Consider the following 15,798-nt stretch of genomic DNA (forward strand, 5'->3'; position numbering starts at 1 on the left):
TAACTGTGCAAAAGTAATCTTTTTTGAAATTAAACCAATAAATATTAAAGAATTGTATAATATGAGGGGAAAGTATATAATAATTCAGAGGAAAACTTTATCTTTGCAAAATGCAAAAAATTATAGTAGCAGAGCCTATGAGAAAAATAATCTTCCTGTTCGTGCTTTTTGCCTTTGTTTTAACGGGGTGTAGCGATTATCAAAAACTATTAAAAAGTAATGATAATTCGTTGAAGTATAAAAAAGCAATTGAGTATTACAATGCGGAACAATATGTGAAAGCCGCAACCTTGTTCGAAGAATTACTCCCTATTTATAGAGGAACGAGTAAAGCAGAAACAATAAGTTACTATATTTCTTATTGTTCTTATGGACAAGGCGATTACATTTCGGCAGGATATTTTTTTAGAAATTTTCTAAAAACTTTTCCAGATAGCCCATATTCGGAAGAAAGTCTTTATATGAGTGCTTACTGTTATTATTTAGAGTCGCCTAAACCACGTTTAGATCAGACTCCAACAACAAATGCTATTGATGCAATGCAGTTGTATATTAATCGTTATCCGAATTCTACGAGAATTTCTAAGTGTAATGATTATATAGATGAATTACAGGATAAATTGGTTTATAAATCATATTTAAGTGCAAGAAATTATTACGATAGAGGACATTCTCCTTCTGCAATTATTGCATTACAAAATAGTTTAAAGGATTACCCTGGATCTTCGTATCGTGAAGATTTGATGTTTATGCTTTTAGAATCGAAACATCAGTTGGCATATAAAAGTGTAGCAGGGAAGAAACGTGAAAGATATAACAATGCAAAAGAGGAGTATTTTTCTTTTGTAGATGAGTACCCTGAAAGTAAGCACATGAAGCGTGCTGAAAAAATGATTGAAGATATTGAATCATACTTAAGTAAGTTTAATACGAATAATTAAAATAGATCTAATTCTTAGACAGTATGGATTACAAAAAAACAAATGCAGCAAGTTCAACAATTACCCGTAACATGACCGAAATGAGCGAGGATGTGGGTAATGTATATGAATCTGTAATGATTATGGCGAAAAGGTCAAATCAGATTGCTGTTGAGCTGAAAAGTGAACTGAATAAGAAATTGCAAGAGTTTGCATCTTATACAGATAACTTGGAAGAGGTTTTTGAAAATCGTGAGCAGATTGAAATCTCTAAGTACTATGAAAGACTTCCAAAGCCAACTCTAATTGCAGTTGAGGAGTTTATCAATGGAGATATTTATTACAGAAATCCTGCGAAAGAAGCAAAAACAGAAGAGTAATAACTAGATAGTTTTCAGGTTCCCTTTTTTAACAAGAGGGAACTTTTTTATTTTAACTTATGCTTATGTTAAAAGGTAAAAATATCTTACTTGGTGTTACGGCAAGTATTGCAGCATATAAAGCTGCGACTTTAGTGCGATTATTAGTTAAAGAAGGAGCAACTGTTAAGGTAATAATGACTCCTTATGCAAAAGAGTTTATATCTCCTGTAACAATGGCAACCTTGTCGAAGAATACGGTTCTATCGGATTTTTTCAAGCACGATGATGGTGAGTGGAACAGTCATGTAGATTTAGGGATTTGGGCAGATGCTTTATTAGTAGCTCCAACTACTGCCAATACAATGGCAAAAATGGCTCATGGTATTTGTGATAATTTGTTACTTACAACATATTTATCGGCAAAATGTCCAGTTATTCATGCTCCGGCTATGGATTTGGACATGTTTAAGCATCCAGCAACTCTTCGTAATATGGATATTTTACGATCATATGGAGATTCATTTATCGAACCATCGAGTGGAGAATTGGCTAGTGGATTGTATGGAAAAGGTAGAATGGAAGAGCCTGAAATTATTGCTAAAAAGCTGAGTGATTTTTTCGAGAATAAAAAAAAAAGCTAAGTAATAAGAGAATCCTGATTACCACAGGTCCAACTTACGAAAAAATTGATCCGGTAAGATTTATCGGAAATTTTTCATCAGGAAAAATGGGTTATGCCATTGCAGAAGAATTGGCTGATAATGGCGCCCATGTTGTTTTAATAAGTGGACCAACTTCACAACAAACAACGCATTCAAATATCGAGAGAATTGATGTTGTCTCAGCCAAAGAAATGTATCAAGCAACTGTTGAGCGTTTTTCGGATTGTGATGGGGGAATTATGACTGCTGCGGTAGCTGATTTTACACCACTTGATCCAATGGATAAAAAGGTAAAAAGAGGCAAAGAGAATTACTCCATAGAATTGACTCCAACAAAGGATATCGCAGCCTCCTTAGGGCAGTTGAAAACAGACAAACAATTTTTAGTAGGTTTTGCATTGGAAACTAATGATGAGGATTTTAACGCCAAGCTAAAGTTGGAGAAGAAGAACTTAGATTTTATAGTTCTGAACTCGTTAAATGATAAAGGAGCGGGTTTCCAGCACGATACGAATAAGATATCAATTATAAATAATAAAGGAACTGCTAAGCGTTTTGATTTAAAGCTCAAATCAGAAGTGGCAAAGGATATCGTTAATGAATTAATCGATTTTGTGGAGAATAATTCTTCAACTGTTTCGTTTTAATTTTTAACTTTAGCTGTAATCTTTTGAATATATAATTATGCGTAAAATTTTTGTACTGTTATTGGTTTGTTTGTTATCATTTCCTGTTTTTTCTCAAGAATTAAGATGTAATATTCAGATTGTAAGTCAGCAGATTCAAGGAACCAATAAGCAGGTTTTTAGAACCATGCAAACTGCTATCAACGAGTTCATGAATTCTCGCCGCTGGACTGATCATGTTTATAGTTATGATGAAAGAATAGAATGTACATTTCTGTTTAATTTAACTGAGCAAATATCGGCAGATGAGTTTCGTGGAAGTTTACAAATTCAGGCAAGTCGTCCGGTTTACAACTCCTCTTACAATACAGTTTTGTTAAATTTTAAAGATGATGATGTACAATTTAAATATGTAGAATATCAATCAATAGATTTTAATGAAACTATAACACCAACTAACCTAACTGGATTGTTGGCTTTTTACGCAAATTTAATTCTTGGGTTGGATTATGACACTTTCGCAATGGATGGAGGAACTCCTTATTTTTCAAGGGCAGAAGCTATTGTAAATAAGATGCAAAATTCGAATGTGCCAGGTTGGAAAGCTTACGAGAGTCGTGACAATAGATATTGGTTGGTTGAGAATATTTTGAATAATGCATACAGTCCTGTTCGTGAATGTTTGTATAGATATCATCGATTGGGTTTGGATAGAATGTCTGATCATTTGACGGAATCGAGAGCTGAAATTGCTGAGAGTATGCGTTTGCTTCAAAAAGCATACAGAGCCAAACCAGGAGCATTTATTTTAAAGATCTTTTTCGATGCTAAAGCCGATGAGTTGGTACATATTTTCTCAGAGTCTTTCTCTGACGAAAAGAAACGTGTTTTCAATATTCTCAATGAGATAGATCCCGCTAATATTAAAAAATACAATAAAATCATTGGTCAATAATAAAATCAGGACTAGTAAATGATTTCTGATTGATTATTTTTGCCAAAAATTACATTTCATTCGTACTAATATGCTTCAGTCAATTTCGATTCAAAACTTCGCACTTATTAATCACCTGGAAATAGATTTTTCTGATGGATTTTCTGTAATTACGGGAGAAACGGGTTCGGGGAAATCGATTTTATTAGGTGCTTTATCGCTTGTTTTGGGACAAAGATCTGAAGGCAATGTTCTTAAGAATAGGGATAAAAAATGTGTAATCGAATGTTCATTCTCGATAGACAAATACAAATTGGAAAACTTTTTTGAGGAGTATGACTTGGATTACGAAAAGGAGACATTGGTTCGTCGTGAAATCGCACCTAATGGGAAAACACGTGCTTTTGTAAACGATTCACCTGTAAATTTAAAAATTCTTAAAGAGCTTGGAGTTCGATTGGTCGATATTCACAGTCAGAATCAGAATTTGGTTTTGGGAAGTTTCGAATATCAGGTAGGAATAGTAGATACTTACGCAAAGAATTCAGACTTACTTTTAAAGTATCAAAAGCAATATGCTGAATTTTTGAACCTGAAAAAGGAACTTAAACGGCAGGTTGAACTTGCAGAAAAAGAGAAAGCTGATTTGGATTATTTCCAATTTCAACTGGAACAATTACTTGAAGCTAACCTGGTAGAGGGTGAACAAAGAGAAATGGAGTCAGAGTTGGAAACTTTAAGTCATGCGGAAGAGATTAAATCTGCTTTGTATACTTCATACGGACATCTTTCAGAGGGTGAAGGTTCCGTTATTTCACAATTGAGAGAAGCTAGAAATGCCATGTCTCAAATTCAGAATGTTTTTCCTGAGGCAAATGATTATTTTGAGAGATTCGAAAGTTCCTATATTGAATTGCAGGATTTGGCTCAGGAATTGGATCGCAGTAATGAATCGGTTGAATTTGACGCGAGCAGAATAGATTTCTTGAATCAGCGATTGGATGCAATTTACTCATTACAGCAAAAGCATAGAGTGGATAGTGTGGAGGAATTGATTCAAATTAGAGAGGAATTGAATCTGAAAGTTGGGAAAATAGAATCAAGTGATGATTTAATTGAAGATTTGAATAAACAATTAAAAGAACAAATACAAAAGCTTAATAAATCGGCTGTAAGCCTTACAAATAGCAGGAAAAGAGCTATCCCAAATATAGAGAAAACTATAGTTACTCAATTGGTTCAATTGGGAATACCTAATGCTAACTTTAAGATTCAAATTTCTAATAACGAAGATTTTCAGTATTTAGGAGCAGATAACTTGTGCTTTTTGTTTAGTGCCAATAAGAATGGTAAGCTTGAAGAGGTACAGCGTGTTGCATCAGGTGGTGAGTTGTCTCGTTTGATGCTAAGTATTAAGTATTTAATATCATCATCAACAGCTTTGCCTTCTATTGTTTTTGATGAAATTGACACTGGAGTTTCAGGAGAAATTGCCGATAAAATGGGTGCTATGATGACTCAAATGGCTGAAAATATTCAGGTAATAAGTATTACTCACCTTCCTCAAATTGCAGGAAAGGGTAAGTATCACTACAAGGTATACAAAGCAGATGACGAGCGTGAAACCTATTCAAATATTGTACTTCTTGATAAGCAAAATCGTCTTGAAGAATTGGCTAAGATGTTGAGTGGTGCAGACCTTACACAAGCAGCACTTGAAAATGCTAAGGTGCTGTTGGATAGCTAAATAATAATTTGCATTTTCAATTAAAGAATTTATTCAGTCTTAATTAATGTGCTTATTTGGAATCATTATGGAATTTAATGGTTATCTTTGAGGCTGAAAAAATTGAAAATTTCAAATTATGTCTTATAATTTATTAAAAGGAAAAAAGGGTATTATTTTCGGGGCTTTGAATGATATGTCAATTGCCTGGAAAGTTGCAGAATTAGCAGTTGCTGAAGGAGCCGAGATTGTTTTAACAAATACTCCTGTTTCTATTCGTATGGGAACTATCGATGAATTGGCTAAGAAATGCAATGCACAAGTAATTCCTGCCGATGCAACCAATCCTAAAGATTTAGACGAATTGTTTACCAAATCTATGGAAGTTTTGGGCGGAAAGGTAGATTTCGTTCTGCATTCAATCGGTATGTCTCCTAATGTTCGTAAGGGACACTCTTACGATGATTTAAATTACGAGTACCTTAAAAAGACCTTAGATGTTTCCGCAACATCATTCCATAAAGTATTGCAATCGGCTAAAAAACTAGATGCCATTAATGAATGGGGATCAGTAGTAGCATTGTCATACGCAGCTGCACAGAGAACTATGTTTGAGTATAACGATATGGCTGATGCCAAAGCTATGCTTGAATCTATTGCACGTAGTTTTGGTTACATTTATGGTCGCGAGAAGAGAGTTCGTGTGAATACAATTTCTCAATCTCCAACAATGACTACTGCAGGTAGTGGAGTTAAAGGTTTTGACTCGTTAATTGACTTTTCAGAAAGAATGTCACCATTAGGAAATGCAGATGCTCAGGAATGTGCAAACTTCTGTATTACACTTTTCTCAGACTTGACAAAAAAAGTGACCATGCAGAATTTATTCCACGATGGTGGTTTCTCAAGTATGGGTATGAGTTACAGGGCAATGAGTCAGTATAATAAGAGTTTCAATCCGTGTGATTGCAAAGAATAATATTCAAACATATTATCTTAAAATCCAGATTGAAAAATCTGGATTTTTTTTTGCGAAAAATCTTAATCTTTATAGATATAATTGATTTTTAAAATCTAACGATAATATGTACATTTGCCCTTAATTTTCTAAAACTTGAAGAGATTTTAAGGATAGAAACAGTATTGGTAATGACTTAGAAGGCTGGTAGTGGTGAATGTAAAACTTTCATCTGATAGAAATCTTTGAAATTGCCTCCCGAGGAATCGGTAATAGAAGTGTGAATCTAATTTTTAAAAAGCTAAGAACAGTTAATTACTAGCTAAAATTGGATAAGAAAATTAGGCTTAAAGCCTGTAACGAAGTAAAATAAATTTTTTTCGAATGAAGGAATACAATATAAATCACTTAAGAGAACTTGAAGCGGAATCTATTTTCGTGATTCGTGAAGTTGCTGCTCAATTTGAAAATCCTGTGATGTTATTTTCAGGAGGAAAGGACTCAATTATCATGTTCCATTTAGCTCGTAAGGCTTTTGCGCCGGCAAAGGTTCCTTTTGCTTTAATGCACGTAGATACAGGGCATAATTTTCCTGAAACAATTCAGTTTCGCGATGAACTGATGGAGGAAACCGGAACTCGTATAATCGTTCGTTACGTACAAGATTCAATTGATCAGGGAAAGGCAATTGAAGAAACTGGTTTTGATGCTAGTAGAAATAAATTACAAACGGTAACCTTGCTTGATGGATTAGAAGATTTGCAAGTGGATTGTGCTATGGGCGGTGGTCGTCGTGATGAAGAAAAAGCACGTGCAAAAGAGCGTTTCTTTTCTCACCGTGATGAGTTTGGTCAGTGGGATCCAAAAAATCAAAGACCAGAACTTTGGAATTTGTTTAATGGTAAAAAGAATATGGGAGAACATTTCCGTGTATTTCCAATTTCCAATTGGACAGAGATGGATGTTTGGCAATATATCTACCTGGAAAATATAAAAATTCCTAATATCTATTTTTCTCACGAACGTGATGTTTTCCTACGTCATGGTAATCTTTTATCAGCTTCGGATTTTATTCCAATGCGTGATACCGAGAAGGTAGAAAAGCGTATTGTTCGTTTTAGAACTATTGGAGATGCTACCTGTACAGGTGCTGTTGAGTCAGAAGCAAATACATTAGAAGATATTATTGAAGAAGTTGCTGCTACAAGAACTACAGAACGTGGTACACGTCATGATGACAAGCGTTCAGAAGCTGCAATGGAAGATCGTAAGAAAGAAGGATATTTTTAAGCAAAAGCTTAAAGGAAAGAATATAAGTGGTTTTTAGCCACTCTCAAAAAATAAAACTTATAGCTAATAGTTAACAGCTAGTAGCATAAAGCTTAAAAAAATGTCAGAGAAAACATCAGGATATTTAGATATGGAACTTTTACGATTCACCACTGCGGGTAGTGTTGATGATGGAAAAAGTACTCTTATCGGAAGATTATTATATGATAGTAAAGCTATTTTCGAAGATCAAATGGAAGCTATCGAAATTAGTAGCCAAAAAAGAGGTGACGAAGAAGTGGATTTAGCCTTACTTACCGACGGCTTAAGAGCAGAACGTGAGCAGGGAATAACAATTGACGTTGCGTACCGATATTTTGCAACTCCTAAAAGAAAATTTATTATTGCTGATACTCCTGGACACATTCAGTATACCAGAAACATGGTAACCGGTGCTTCTACGGCTAATGCAGCTTTAATTTTGGTTGATGCACGTAATGGTGTTATTGAACAAACATTGCGTCACTCATATATTGCGAACTTATTACAAATTCCTCATTTAATTGTTTGTATCAATAAAATGGACTTGGTTGATCATTCTGAGGAAACTTACAATAAGATAAAGGAAGATTATCAGAAAGTTGCTGAGAAATTGAATATTAAAGATGTTCGTTTCATTCCTATTTCGGCAAAATTTGGCGATAATGTTGTTGATCCATCTGAAAATATGGATTGGTACAAGGGTGAAACTTTGTTGAACTTGTTGGAAACTATCGAAATTGTTGATGATAGAAACCATTCAGATGCAAGATTTCCTGTACAATACGTAATTCGTCCTCAGTCTGATGAATATCATGATTACAGAGGGTATGCAGGTAGAGTTGCCAGTGGTGTTTTCAGACCAGGAGATAAGGTAAAAATATTGCCTTCAGGTTTGGATACAACTTTAAAATCAATTGACACTTTCGATGGAGAAATTGATATGGCATTTCCACCACAATCGGTTACTTTAACTTTAAGTGAGGATATCGATATTTCAAGAGGAGATATGATTGTTTCTGCTGAAAATGCACCTAAAGTTGTGCAGGAAGTTGAGGCAATGGTATGTTGGATGAACGAGAGAGCAATGATGCCTCGTGGTAAATACACCATTAAACACACTTCGAATGAGACTCGTTGTATGATTCGTGATGTGAAATTTAAGGTAAATGTAAACACTCTTGAAGAGATGACTGATGACAAGCAAGTTGGTTTGAACGATATTGCTTGTATTAGCTTTAAATCAGCAAAACCATTATTTGTTGACTCTTACAATGATAACAGAATCACTGGCAGTTTCATCATGATTGATGAAGGTACAAATGAAACTGTAGCTGCTGGGATGATAATATAATTTCCAATTACAGGAAAATAAAAATGGCTAACACTTTTGGTGTTAGCCATTTTTTATTTGATGTTAATTAACTTAGAATTTGAATCCAAAAGTCATTCGCAACTGATGATTCTTGTTATTCAGTGTTACAATATCACTTCCTTCATAAAATACGTAATCTTCATCGTACTCTTTGTATTGATATGCTAAATCAAAAAAGAAATTGTTTTGTTTAAATCCAAATCCTCCGGAATATAACTCGCAACTTTCATCTATTCTTCCTTTGTACGGATCGCCTATCTTTGCATATCCACCGCGTAAACTTATATTGTGCGACAATCTGTATTCTCCACCAATTCTTAGGTTGTAAGTAGATTGGTAGGAATTAGCTATGTCTTGATTTAGTCCGATGTAATCTTCACCATCAAATTCTGCATCCGAATAATCTATCATTTCATAATCAACGCTTAAAATAGCTTTTTTACCAAAAAGATAAGCTCCACTAAGAATAGTTCTGAAAGGAGTTTCTAGGTCAAAGTTATTTCTAGCTACATTTTTAGAGTATTCTGCATGATATGCATTACCATCTTCTGGAAATTCAGGAGAACCACTCATTTCAGCACTGAACTGTGAACTCATAAAAGTATTGTATCGCTCATCTAAATTGTAATAAGTAGGAGTGTGAATAGCAGCTCCTAAACGTAAATTTGGAGTAGGGCGAAAAATAGCTCCTATTTTAAAGTTGGCACCAGCACCAGTTGTTTTTTGAAATTCTCGAAAGGTAAATTCATCTAGAGCACTCTCATTAGGAATAACATTTCCGTCTAATCCAAAAATAGTTTCTTTATATGTTGTTGTTGATTTGTAATAAACATCTTGAATTCCAATGGTAGCACCTAAATATAATTTATGAGATATGTTTATTCCAGCCGAAAGAATGTACTCACCAATATATCCTTTTTCGTCGATATATTTCATTTGGTCCATTACATCATTTTCGTAAAGAACAGATTGATATGCCAAATCATCATCTGGATTGATAAGATAGGTATCATAAGCCAATTGTTCTTCAAAAGGATATAAGTCATCAGGATTAGTTCCATTAGCCATATTTGCCCATAAATCTAGACGAGAGGTAGGTGATTCAATTGTCATTAAGAAACCTTCACGATTAAAGTTCGCCACTCGATTGTATCCAATGGCAAAATTAAAGTTCTGAATACCTTTGCTTGGTGCCATACGAGGAACTACACTACCAACGTAGCCTATATTTCCTATTGTAAAGCTATATTTATCTTCTGAGACATTACTGTTTTCAGATTTTGTTAATTCAATAGATGGTGTAAATGTAAATTCTGAACTACGATAAACAGCAATCCCAGCAGGATTAATGCTAAGACTGGAAAAATCACCACCTAGAGCTCCGAAGGCACCACCCATTGCAGTAGAACGAGCTGTTCCGTTATATTCATGTTTAGAGAATCGTAATGCATCATCTATGGTTTGAGCACTTACTGCTCCAACGATACATGTCATCATTAGAATTAAATATATACGTTTCATACTTTAAGATTTTAGTAATGGTAGTAGAGAACATTTGAAATCAGTATTAATGATTTCACTGTTCAATTAATTTTATATTTTTTTATTTATAATCAAGGAGAGCTGGAGGACTTGCTCTCTTTGATTATATACTATATTATCTTCTTCGACTGCTTCCAGATGAACTTGAGGAGCTTCCGGATGATCTTGAACTACCTGAAGATCTTGAACTACTTCCAGATGATCGATATGAACTACCTGAAGATCTTGAACTACTACCTGAAGATCTGTAGCTACCCGATGATCTACTTGAAGATCTGGATGAACCACTCTTGTAAGTTCCAGATGATCTTGATCTACTCGAGGAATTACTTCTTACTTTAGAGTACGTAGACTTACTTGTTGATCTATTTGAATACCCTGAATTCCTTGTACTTCTTGATGAATTGTAAGAAGGTCTGGTAGCTGTTCTTGTTTTATTATAACTTGGTGAGCTATTTCTTCTAGTATTCGAATATGTACTGGATCGGTTAGAGTTATTTCCCGTTTTAGATCCATATCTGGTTCTTGAATATGAGTTTGTTCCATTTGAACTTTTTCTTGTGGAAGAATTGTTATAATTACTTCTTGAGGAAGATCCACTACTGTTGGCATTACTGTAGGTCCGTCTTGTTGAAGAACTATAGCGTGATGCTGCTCTACTTCTTCTTGTATCAGATGAAGTATAACTTGAAGCTCTTCTGGAACTGCTAGTTGTAGTTGCTTTAGTACCGGACGATGATCTTCTTGTTGATGCAGTTGTTCCTGCTTTGGAGCTTGATCTGCGACTTAGGTCCGAATTACCCGTTGTACCAGCTTTATATCCTGATGATCTTCTTGTGCCTCGGTAAGTTGGTGTGTTGTAGTAGCTTCCGTTATTTCCTGCATAATGGTGGTGGTGATGTCCATAATATCCATAGTAATGATTGTATGGGTAATAATGTCCATAATGGTTATAAGGATAATATCCTCCCCATGCAAAACTAGTACCCCAATACCAGGAATCCCATCCGAAACCTACTCCCCAACTGGAATATCCATATGGGTAATTATAGGCAAAGTAATTACCATATTTCATAGTATGAAAATCATAGTAACTGTAAAGTCTGTGATTTGTCCATGATGGAGTCCACCAAACATTATCACCATCAACGTATACATTCCAGTCTGGATTTCCTGCTAACCACATTGCCAAACTGTAACCACTACCATCGTAATAGCCAAAGCCCTGTGGGTACATTTCTCTAAGTCTGGCAGCTTCTTGGGCATCTCTATCCGATCCAGTAAATCCACCTAGGTAATAACCAGAATCTTCCGCTTGAAAAATCAAAGTGTCAACACTTCCAATTGAATCATTCTCTAAAATGGCAGCATATTGTTCCTGAATTTCTTTAAAGTTTCTGTCATCAACTTTTGACGTACTAATTTTTGGATTGGTTTTTGTTTGAGTTGTTGATTTAGTGGCAGGTGCAAGTTGGTTACTTTTGGGAGTAACCTCTGCTTTTTGCACTAGTAAAGGTGCATCGTTAGGGTTGTAATAAATATCGTCCTCATATAGGGCTGCACCCATATATGAAGGCGAACATCCTGTTGCAAACAGGGCTGAAATTAAAAGAATTTTGAAATAGGTTTTCATAGCTTGTCCTCCAGTTAATGAATATCTAAGATAATTTTATACTTTTGTAAGGAATTTTATTCAGCCTAAAAGTAGCAAATACTATACCAAAACTATATCGAATGGCAAAAGTTTTAACGAGCAGAAGCGAAAATTACTCGCAATGGTATAACGATCTGGTTATCAAAGCAGATTTAGCAGAGAATTCTGCAGTAAGAGGATGTATGATCATAAAGCCTTACGGTTATGCAATCTGGGAAAACATGCAAGCGGTTCTTGACAAGATGTTCAAGGATACCGGGCATCAAAATGCATATTTTCCACTATTAATACCAAAATCATTTTTAAGCAAGGAGGCAGATCATGTTGAAGGATTTGCAAAGGAATGTGCAGTTGTAACTCATTATCGTTTAAAAAATGATCCCAACGGGAAAGGTGTTATCGTTGATCCTGATGCGAAGTTAGAAGAGGAGTTGATTATTCGACCAACTTCAGAGACTATTATTTGGAATACATACAAAAATTGGATTCAGTCCTATAGAGATCTTCCTATTCTTTGTAACCAGTGGGCAAATGTAATGCGTTGGGAAATGCGAACTCGTTTGTTTTTGAGAACTGCCGAATTCTTGTGGCAAGAAGGTCATACTGCTCATGCAACCAAAGAGGAAGCATTAGTGGAAACGGAGCAGATGATCAATATTTATGGTGATTTTGCAGAGCAATATATGGGAGTTCCTGTATTAAAAGGACATAAAACTGAATCGGAAAGATTTGCCGGTGCTCTAGATACCTATTGTATTGAAGCATTAATGCAGGATGGAAAAGCTCTTCAAGCAGGTACTTCTCACTTTTTGGGACAGAATTTTGCAAAAGCATTTGATGTGAAGTTTGCAAATAAAGAGGGTAAGGAAGATTACGTTTGGGCTACGTCATGGGGAGTTTCAACTCGATTGATGGGAGCATTAATTATGGCTCACTCCGATGATAAAGGTTTGGTATTGCCTCCAAAATTGGCTCCAATCCAAGTAGTGATTGTACCAATTTATCGCAAGGCTGAGGAGTTAGAGAAAATTGCAGCCAAGATTGATCCTATTGTTGCTAAGTTGAAAACTTTGGGAATCTCTGTTAAATTTGATGATAGCGATAATCGTAAGCCAGGTTGGAAATTTGCTGAGTACGAATTAAAAGGTGTACCGGTACGTTTGGCAATCGGTAACCGTGATTTGGAAAATGGAACCATTGAATTGGCTCGACGTGATAATTTAACTAAGGAAACCTTACCAATTGATGGTATTGAAGAAGTAATTGAGAAATTATTGGTAGAGATTCAGGATAATATTTTCCAGAAAGCATTAGACTTTAGAGCTGAGAAAACAACTAAGGTTGATTCTTACGAAGAGTTTAAAGAGCTGTTGGAATCAAAAACAGGTTTCTTCCTTGCTCATTGGGATGGAACAGCAGAAACAGAAGAGAAGATTAAGAATGAAACTAAAGCAACCATTCGTTGTATTCCTTTTGATGGTGAAGAGGAAGAGGGTGTTTGTATGATTTCAGGTAAACCTTCGAAGAAGAGAGTTGTTTTTGCCAAAGCATACTAGAAGAATAATACACAATCATAATAAAACAGTCATCGATATTTCGGTGACTGTTTTTTTGTATATTTATATTCCTCTAAAACAACTATACAATGAACATATTGAATACAAAAACTGCAATCCTTAATACAATTAGGGATAAAGCCACACTAAAACAAAAGGTTTATCAGAACACTAAGGATATTTTTGAAGATCTGCGCAAAGTTTTGGAAGATCTGGTAATTGAATACAATGCAGAATTATTAGATGCGGATGAAAAGGTATTGTTGGAATATGAAGACAAAGGTGAGTTTGAATTTCAAATAAAGGTTGCTTCGGATATCTTAATATTTAGTTTACATACCAATGTTTTTCAGTTCAACAGGGATCACAATGTTTGGGAACAAAACTATGTGAAAAGTAATCCCGATAATGCTTATTCCGGTATAATAAACATCTATAATTTCCTTGCTGATTCCTTTAAGTACACACGATACGAGGATTTAGGCTATTTGGTAGCTCGTATTTTTATTAATCGAGAAAAGCACTTTATTGTTGAAGGTAAGAGACAAATGGGTTTGTTGCAAACTGATTTATCGGCAAGTAAGGCAAATAAGGAAAGTTTACGAGTAATAGTAGAAACTGCTATCAACTATTCTTTAAATTTTGATTTGTTGGTGCCACCATACGACAATGTTAAAATCATGTCGGTTGCACAGATTTTTGAGAAAATACAGAACGCCAGAATTCCAACAGGAAAAAGATTAGGATTTCAGTTTAAGTCGGATGATGTTTAAATTGAAAAGAGATAGAATTTTAAAATATCATTTGTAATATTGTAACGCTTCACCAATTACTGGGAAGCGTTTATTTATGCATTATTAAAACAAACACTAGATATGAGTACCGTAACCGATAAATTTATCCGATACGTAAAATTTGACACAGAATCGGATACAGAAACAGGATTAACTCCAAGTACTCCAGGTCAAATGGTTTTGGCTGAGGAATTGAGAAATGAATTGGAAGAAATTGGTCTTGAAAATGTGAGTTTAGATGAGAATGGCTATCTAATGGGAACACTTCCATCCAATTTAGATCATGAAGTACCTGCAATTGGTTTTGTTGCTCACATGGATACAAGCCCCGATTTTTCAGGTAAAAATGTAAACCCTCAGTTTGTTGAGAACTACAATGGAGAAGATATTGTCTTAAATCAGGCAGAGAATATTGTAATGAAAGTGGCAGATTTTCCTGAATTAACACAATACAAAGGACAAACTTTGATTACTACAGACGGTACTACGCTATTAGGTGCCGATGACAAAGCGGGAGTTGCTGAGATAATTACCGCAATAGAATATTTAGCAAAGCATCCTGAAATTAAGCATGGAACTGTTCATATTGGTTTTACACCTGATGAGGAGATTGGTAAAGGAGCGGATTTTTTCAATGTGAAAAAATTCGGAGCCGAGTTTGCTTATACATTGGATGGTGGTGAAATAGGAGAGTTGCAGTATGAAAATTTCAATGCTGCTTTTGCTAAAATAACCTTTAAAGGCAGAAATGTTCATCCGGGAATGGCTAAGGATAAAATGATCAACTCGATGTTGATTGCCAATGAATATCTTACGCGATTACCGAAAGAAGAAGTTCCTGAAAAAACCGAAAACTACCAGGGATTTTACCACTTGATTTCTATGGATGGTGGAGTAGAGAGTTCAACTCTTCAATACATTATTCGTGATTTTGATATGGATAATTACGAATCTCGCAAGAAATTTGTTCAAGATTTGTGTGAGGAATTCAATCAAAAGTATGGCGAGGGAACTGTAAGTATTGAGATGACCAACCAGTATTACAATATGCGTGAAAAGGTGGAGCCGGTAAAATACATAGTTGATATAGCGGAAGAAGCCATGAAACAAGTAGGGGTTGATCCTATGGTGATTCCTATTCGTGGAGGAACTGATGGCAGCCGATTATCGTATATGGGCTTACCTTGTCCGAATATTTTTGCTGGAGGACATAATTTTCATGGACGATTTGAATACGTTCCAGTTGAATCTATGGAGAAAGCAGTTGAGGTAATTCTTAAAATTGTAGAGCTAATCTCCAAACGGTAGTTAGAATAAATATTATAAGTAAAAGCAACCCAATTGGTTGCTTTTTTTGCATCTAAATAATTGCTACATTTAA

At 35.1% G+C, this 15,798-nt stretch carries 14 protein-coding genes; 12 read left to right on the forward strand and 2 right to left on the reverse strand.

Translation table 11 applies throughout. From position 1 onward, the window contains the following. Positions 1–110: 110 nt before the first annotated feature. From GCQ56_RS04215 to cysN, 9 genes are all read left to right on the forward strand, one after another. On the forward strand, positions 111–941 hold the full coding sequence (locus GCQ56_RS04215) for an outer membrane protein assembly factor BamD (RefSeq protein WP_227005985.1): 831 nt from the start codon (positions 111–113) through the stop codon (positions 939–941). 23 nt (positions 942–964) lie between these two features. Then, entirely contained in the window at positions 965–1,300 is a 336-nt protein-coding gene (locus tag GCQ56_RS04220; RefSeq protein ID WP_152733127.1) for a DNA-directed RNA polymerase subunit omega, read from the forward strand. 65 nt (positions 1,301–1,365) lie between these two features. Further along, positions 1,366–1,923 carry a flavoprotein gene (locus GCQ56_RS20465; RefSeq protein ID WP_227005986.1) on the forward strand — a complete coding sequence of 186 codons (558 nt, stop codon included), beginning with the start codon at positions 1,366–1,368 and terminating at the stop codon, positions 1,921–1,923. A gap of 44 nt (positions 1,924–1,967) precedes the next feature. Next, on the forward strand, positions 1,968–2,591 hold the full coding sequence (locus GCQ56_RS20470; protein WP_299993104.1) for a phosphopantothenoylcysteine decarboxylase: 624 nt from the start codon (positions 1,968–1,970) through the stop codon (positions 2,589–2,591). A 37-nt stretch (positions 2,592–2,628) separates the two neighbouring features. After that, entirely contained in the window at positions 2,629–3,525 is an 897-nt protein-coding gene (locus GCQ56_RS04230) for a DUF4835 family protein (protein WP_152733128.1), read from the forward strand. Between the two features lie 70 nt (positions 3,526–3,595). Beyond that, positions 3,596–5,251 (forward strand): DNA repair protein RecN, encoded by a 1,656-nt coding sequence (gene recN / locus GCQ56_RS04235; protein ID WP_152733129.1) that lies wholly within the window; start codon positions 3,596–3,598, stop codon positions 5,249–5,251. Positions 5,252–5,369: 118 nt separating this feature from the next. After that, positions 5,370–6,209 (forward strand): enoyl-ACP reductase, encoded by an 840-nt coding sequence (locus tag GCQ56_RS04240; protein ID WP_152733130.1) that lies wholly within the window; start codon positions 5,370–5,372, stop codon positions 6,207–6,209. 363 nt (positions 6,210–6,572) lie between these two features. After that, positions 6,573–7,478, forward strand: coding sequence for a sulfate adenylyltransferase subunit CysD (gene cysD, locus GCQ56_RS04245; RefSeq protein ID WP_152733131.1), 906 nt, complete (start codon positions 6,573–6,575; stop codon positions 7,476–7,478). Positions 7,479–7,578: 100 nt separating this feature from the next. Further along, positions 7,579–8,850, forward strand: coding sequence for a sulfate adenylyltransferase subunit CysN (gene cysN / locus GCQ56_RS04250; protein ID WP_152733132.1), 1,272 nt, complete (start codon positions 7,579–7,581; stop codon positions 8,848–8,850). Between the two features lie 72 nt (positions 8,851–8,922). Here the strand turns inward: cysN and GCQ56_RS04255 are convergent, their stop codons facing one another. Together GCQ56_RS04255 and GCQ56_RS04260 are read right to left on the reverse strand one after the other, a co-directional pair. Beyond that, on the reverse strand, positions 8,923–10,392 hold the full coding sequence (locus GCQ56_RS04255; RefSeq protein ID WP_152733133.1) for an OmpP1/FadL family transporter: 1,470 nt from the start codon (positions 10,390–10,392) through the stop codon (positions 8,923–8,925). Positions 10,393–10,528: 136 nt separating this feature from the next. Further along, complete coding sequence (locus tag GCQ56_RS04260; protein WP_152733134.1) at positions 10,529–12,046, reverse strand: hypothetical protein; 1,518 nt, start codon at positions 12,044–12,046, stop codon at positions 10,529–10,531. 101 nt (positions 12,047–12,147) lie between these two features. On the opposite strand from GCQ56_RS04260, the gene proS reads away from it, so the two are divergent. From proS to pepT, 3 genes are all read left to right on the forward strand, one after another. Next, positions 12,148–13,623 carry a proline--tRNA ligase gene (proS, locus tag GCQ56_RS04265; protein ID WP_152733135.1) on the forward strand — a complete coding sequence of 492 codons (1,476 nt, stop codon included), beginning with the start codon at positions 12,148–12,150 and terminating at the stop codon, positions 13,621–13,623. An 89-nt stretch (positions 13,624–13,712) separates the two neighbouring features. Beyond that, positions 13,713–14,396: a hypothetical protein gene (locus GCQ56_RS04270; protein WP_152733136.1), complete on the forward strand. Its 684-nt coding sequence runs from the start codon at positions 13,713–13,715 to the stop codon at positions 14,394–14,396. Positions 14,397–14,498: 102 nt separating this feature from the next. Further along, the gene (gene pepT / locus GCQ56_RS04275) at positions 14,499–15,725 is read left to right on the forward strand and encodes a peptidase T (protein ID WP_152733137.1); all 1,227 of its coding nucleotides are present in this window, start codon (positions 14,499–14,501) and stop codon (positions 15,723–15,725) included. The last annotated feature ends 73 nt before the right edge of the window (positions 15,726–15,798 follow it).

Origin of the sequence: Marinifilum sp. N1E240 (assembly GCF_009295825.1) — a bacterium.
GTDB classification, from domain to species: Bacteria; Bacteroidota; Bacteroidia; order Bacteroidales; family Marinifilaceae; genus Marinifilum_A; species Marinifilum_A sediminis.